General features: G+C 70.4%; 6 protein-coding genes. 4 read left to right on the top strand and 2 right to left on the bottom strand.

What is annotated here, in order from left to right:
• The 4 genes from VM840_06910 to VM840_06925 form a co-directional block, all read left to right on the top strand.
• Positions 1–454 (top strand): O-antigen ligase family protein (locus VM840_06910; protein HVL81301.1); only part of this gene is annotated, 454 nt, incomplete at its 5' end.
• Positions 445–1626, top strand: coding sequence for a glycosyltransferase (locus VM840_06915; protein HVL81302.1), 1182 nt, complete (start codon positions 445–447; stop codon positions 1624–1626). The genes VM840_06910 and VM840_06915, both read left to right, overlap by 10 nt.
• The gene (locus tag VM840_06920) at positions 1623–2693 is read left to right on the top strand and encodes a DUF1972 domain-containing protein (GenBank protein ID HVL81303.1); all 1071 of its coding nucleotides are present in this window, start codon (positions 1623–1625) and stop codon (positions 2691–2693) included. Before VM840_06915 ends, VM840_06920 begins: the two co-directional genes overlap by 4 nt.
• A gap of 19 nt (positions 2694–2712) precedes the next feature.
• Positions 2713–4140 (top strand): polysaccharide biosynthesis tyrosine autokinase, encoded by a 1428-nt coding sequence (locus VM840_06925; protein ID HVL81304.1) that lies wholly within the window; start codon positions 2713–2715, stop codon positions 4138–4140.
• 1 nt (position 4141) lies between these two features.
• Here the strand turns inward: VM840_06925 and VM840_06930 are convergent, their stop codons facing one another.
• The gene (locus tag VM840_06930; protein HVL81305.1) at positions 4142–4369 is read right to left on the bottom strand and encodes a DUF2188 domain-containing protein; all 228 of its coding nucleotides are present in this window, start codon (positions 4367–4369) and stop codon (positions 4142–4144) included.
• A 58-nt stretch (positions 4370–4427) separates the two neighbouring features.
• Positions 4428–5436 (bottom strand): polysaccharide biosynthesis protein (locus VM840_06935; protein ID HVL81306.1); only part of this gene is annotated, 1009 nt, incomplete at its 5' end.

Consider the following 5436-nt stretch of genomic DNA (forward strand, 5'->3'; position numbering starts at 1 on the left):
AGGCCTGGCCTGGGCGGTCACCCAGGCGGCGCGATACGACCTGGACAACGTGAGCCGGGTCGCCAGCCGGCTGGAGGGGTACTCGACCGCCCTGCGCGCCGTGGCCAGGAAGCCCATCACCGGGTTCGGCCTCGGGTCGGCGGCGGACGCGTACGACGAGGAGTTCGTGAGCCTCGGCCTGGAGCACTTCACCACCCACAACATGTTCCTGAAGCTGCAGATCGAGCTGGGGGTCGTCGGCGTCCTGCTGTGGCTCGCCCTCCTAGTCCCCCTCGCGGTGAGGGCGGTCGGGGCCAGCTCGGACCACGACGCCTCGCCCCTCGCGGCCGTGATGCTGGCCGCCCTCGTCCTCAACGGCGTGGTGGGGTCGGGTCTGGACGCGTGGCCGGTGAGTGGGCTCGCCCTCTTCCTCGCCGCGGCGGCCGTGGGGAGCAGTCAACGACCGTGGACGTGATCGCGTTCCCTCTCCACTCCTGGTCGAAGGGCCTGAGGGAGGGGTTCCGGACCCGGGACCTGCACATCCTCCAGCACCTGGCCCGCCACCCGGAGGTGGAGCGCATCCTGGTCGTCGACCGACCGGTGACCCTCGCCGAGTGGGTGGCCCGCCGCGAGCCGCTGGGGTTGCCCGGGCACGGGTCCGAGCGGCTCTCGCGCACCTCCCGCCTCGTCGAGGCCGGCGACCGCACCCATGTGCTCCGGACGTTCGTTCCGGCACTCGTCGGTCCCGTCCTCCGTCGACGGGCCTGGCTGCACCGCGCGTTCCGTCCCGCCCTCGGCCCGATGGTGCGCAGAGCGGCCGGACGCATCGGCGTCCGTCGACCGGTGGCCCTGTGCTGGAACGTGAACGCTCTCCCCGTGGCCGGCTCCCTCGGACATCCCCTGGCGATCGACCTCCTCGACGACTGGCTCCGCCACCCCCAGTACCGCGCAGCCCACCCGCGACTCAGGGGCCTGTACGAGGCGTACCTGCCCGCGGCAGCCGCGGTCACGTCCAACTCGGTCGAGACGGCGCGCCGCTACTCCTACCTGAGGGACGACATCCGGCCGATCCTGAACGGCGTCGATCCGGACCCCTTCTCACACCAGACCGAGGTCCCCCCCGACCTGGCGTCGCTGCCCGGTCCGATCCTCGGTTACGTCGGGAAGCTGCAGGAGCGTCTGGACGTGGGCTTGGTCTCCCACCTGTCCGGCCGATTCCCGCGCGCATCGATCGTGCTGCTCGGACCCGTGCTCTCGCGACGGCACATCGCCCCCCTGCGGTCGCTGCCCAACGTCCACCTCCTCGGTGACCGTCACTACAGCCTGCTCCCCGCCTACGTGCGCGCCTTCGACGTGGCGATCGCGCCGCACGCGGTGGGGGAAGCCGAGATCGGCGGGGACATGATGAAGCTCTACGAGTACGCGGCCGCGTCCAGACCGATCGTCACCACACCGGTCGCGGGCACCGACCGCTTCCCGACCATCGACGTCCGCGGCACGGCGAGCGGGTTCGGCGATGCCGTCGCCCGCTACCTCGAGGAGGCGATCTCGTCCGTCGAGCATCCATGGGTCCACTCGCACACCTGGTCTGCGCGCACGGCAGAGCTCGTCGAGCACATCCGTTCCGCCGTAGAGGCGGCGACGTGAGGATCGCGATGCTGGGCACCCGCGGGGTGCCCGCGCGTTACTCGGGGTTCGAGACGTGCGTGGAGGAGGTTGGACGGCGTCTCGTCGCACGGGGCCACGAGGTGACCGTCTACTGCCGTGGCTCGGGTCCGGACCGTCACCTCGGGATGCGGCTCGTCCACCTCCCGGCGCCGAGGCTGAAGGTGGCGGAGACCCTCGTCCACACCCTCTTCAGCGTCGTCCACGCCTCCAGGCAGCGATACGACTCTGTCGTCCTCTTCAACGCGGCCAACGCCGTCCTGTTGCCGCTCGTGCGGGCTCCCATGGCCGTGCACGTGGACGGGCTCGAGTGGAAGCGAGCGAAATGGGGGCCGGTAGGGAAGCGCTGGTACCTCGCCTCCGAGCGTCTCGCCGTGCGGTGGGCGGACACCCTCATCGCCGACGCCGCGGGGATCTCCGCCTACTACCGGGACCGCTACGGCGCGGACACCCGCCTCATCTCCTACGGGGCCCCCATCGTCGGGGGGCCCGACCCTGAGCGTCTGAGCTCGATGGGGCTGTCACCCGCGGGCTTCCACCTGATCGTCGCCCGCTTCGAGCCTGAGAACAACATCGACCTGATGCTCGAGGGCTACCGGCGCTCCTCGATCGGGCTCCCGCTCGTGGTCGTGGGCGACGTCTTCTACCGCAGCGCCTACGCGCGCGAGGTGCGCGCGCGGTACTCCGGTGTTCCAGGGGTCAGGTTCGTGGGGGGTGTCTGGGACCAGGAGCTCCTCGACTCCCTCTACGCGGGGGCGGCCACCGTGCTGCACGGCCATTCGGTCGGCGGGACGAACCCCTCGCTCCTGCGGGCGATGGGGGCGGGGGCGACCGTGCTCGCCTTCGATGTCACGTTCAACCGGGAGGTGCTCGGCGACACCGGGAGGTTCTTCTCCGACCCGGACGGGCTCGCGGAGCTGCTCCGGTCCCACGCCGCCGGCGACCTCCCAGCCCTCGGGGACCGCGCCCGCGGACGCGCTCGGGAGCGCTACGTGTGGGACGACGTGGCTCGAGCCTACGAGGACCTCTGCCGCGAAATATCCGCCTAGCCGGAATACCATTCCGGTGATGGAATCGGGACTCCTGCAGTACCTCAGGCTCTTCCGCAAGCGCCTCTGGTTGGCAGCCGGTGTCGCCGCGGTCGTGGTCGGCCTGGCGGTCGCGTACTCAGTCACCGCCACCCCCCGCTACGAGGCGACCGCCCGCCTGCTGGTCGGACAGAGCCAGATATCGAGGACCGAGGTGCAGCAGGGCGTCCAGATAGCCCTCCTCTCCCAACAGCTGCTCGAGACGTACGCCGACCTCATCAAGCGGAGGCCGATCGCCGAGAAGGCGGTGGAGGAGGCGGGGCTCCCCGTCCAGCCGGCCGATCTCGCCGAACGGCTCCGCGCCGAGCCCGTGGGCAACACGCTCGGGATAGAGCTGAGCTACCGGACGACCGATCCCGTCCTGGCTCAGCGGGTCGTGAACGCGGTCGCGGAGGCGTTCGTCTCGGAGGTGGAGCGGCTCGAGACCCCGGGTGCGGGCGAGGCAGCTGTGAAGGTGACCGTGGTGGAGCCGGCGATGCAGCCCGACGAACCGGTCAGCCCCAAACCGGTTCGCAACGTCGCCATCGCACTGGTGCTGGGCGCCCTCCTCGGCTCCGGCGCCGCGGTCCTGGGCGAGCAGCTCGACGTGAGGGTCAAGAGCCGCGAGCGCGCCGAGGAGCTCCTGGGTGTCCCGGTGCTCGCGTCCATCCCGCGGATCCGCGGCGAACGCGACGGCGTGTACCTGGAGCGCGACCCGCAGTCGCCCACCGCGGAGGCCTTCCGCAAGATGCGCACCGCCGTGCGCTTCCTGGAGGTGGAGCACCCGATCCGCACGCTGGTCGTCACCTCTCCGTTCGCCGGGGAAGGCAAGACGACGAACGCGACCAACCTGGCGGTCGCCTTCGCGCAGGCCGGGGTGCGTACGGTGCTCGTCGAGGCCGACCTGCGCCGCCCCACGCTGCACAGGGCGTTCCCGACCCACCGGGACCGAGGGCTGACCACCTACCTGGTCGCCCGGGCCACCCTCGACGACTCCGTCGTGGAGACACCGGTGAAGGGGCTCGCGGTGCTGCCCGCCGGAGCCATCCCCCCCAACCCGGCCGAGCTGCTCGCCTCGAAGCAGATGACCGACGTACTGGAACGCCTGGGCAGGCGGTTCGACCTGGTCATCGTGGACACGCCCCCCATCCTGCCCGTGGCCGACGCCTCGGCCCTGGTGCCCAGGGTGGACGGCGTCATCCTGGTCATCCGCGCCGGACAGACCCGCGACGACCGTGTGAAGGAAGCGGGGGAGCTGATCCGCAAGGTGGGGGGCAGGCTGCTCGGGTCGGTGATGAACGGACAGAAGGCGGGCCGCGACGACGAGGGGTACTACCGCTACTACGGGTACCGCTCACCGTTCGAGCGGGAGCCAGCCGCCCGGACCGTCCCCGCGCCCGTGCAGGAGGGAGCTCGGCCCCAGCGCTGAGCTAGCCGGGGATGTCGCGCGGGTCCTCCCCGTAGGTGAACTCGTCGGCGATCTTCCCGTCCTGGTTGTGGACGATGACCTGCCCCAGGCCTTGCTGCTTCGCCAGCTCCTTGGCCTCGTTCACCGCGTCGTCCTTGTTGTCGCGGACGACCTCGTACTCGGCCCCCTGGGCGGCCACCTTCCAGCCGTTGCCGAACGGGGTGACGTGATAGGTGACTCGCTCGGACATGACGCCTCCTGTCTCGGATGCGTTGGGCCATACCCGAGGCACCGGGAGCCGTAACGCCCTAGAGCGGCTCCCTTGAGGGCTCGGAGACGACGTGGGCGCCCCCGCCCGTCGGCTCAGACCCCGGCATGACACCTGCCTGGGAGACCGGAGACGGACGCGCGTAGCTGTCGCCGGCTTCGTCGCGCGGATAGCAGAGGTTCCGGAAGACCGCGATGAGGGAGGGGTTGGGCCCGACGGGATCGAGGGCGGAGAGCCTGGCCGGATCGAGCGGCGGCACAGGCACATGGGTGATGAGCGGATGCTCCCGACGCTCGCCGCGCTCATCCGCTCCGAACAGGATCTCGTGCATCTTCTCGCCCTTGCGGAGTCCAGTGAAGACGATCTCGATCTCGCGGTCCGCCCGGGCCGCCATGCGCTCGGCGACGTCGCGGATCCGGACAGGCTCCCCCATGTCGAGGATGAGCACCTCACCATCGCGACCGATGGCGCCGGCCTGGATGACGAGTTGCACGGCCTCCTCGATCGTCATGAAGAACCGCGTGATGTCCGGGTGGGTGACCGTTAGCGGACCGCCCTGCTCGATCTGGTGGCGGAAGGTCTCGAGCATGGAGCCGCGGCTCCCGAGCACGTTGCCGAAGCGCACGCTCATGAACGTGCCCTTCCCCTCCCCGGCGAAGGTCGCGGTCAGGCGCTCCGCCACGCGCTTGGAGTAGCCGAGCACGTTCTCGGGGTCGGCCGCCTTGTCGGTGGAGATGTTCACGAACTTCTCCACGCCGAACATGTGGGAGACCTCGAGCATGGCGAGCGTCCCGTAGACGTTCGTCCGGACGGCTTCGCCGGGGTGTGACTCGAGCAGGGGGACGTGCTTCAGCGCGGCGGCGTGGAAGACGACGTCGGGGTGGTGCTCCGAGAAGATCTCCCTGAGTCGGCGCTTGTCGCGGATGTCGCAGAGCAGGAGGTTGGGGGAGTCGAGGTCGGGCTTCCCAGCGATCGACAGCTGGACGTTCAGCAGGGCGGACTCGTCGCGATCGAGCATGAGGAGCTTCCCCGGCCCGAAACGGTGCAAC

It is taken from the genome of Actinomycetota bacterium, assembly GCA_035540895.1.
In the GTDB taxonomy this organism is placed as follows: Bacteria; Actinomycetota; JAICYB01; order JAICYB01; family JAICYB01; genus DATLFR01.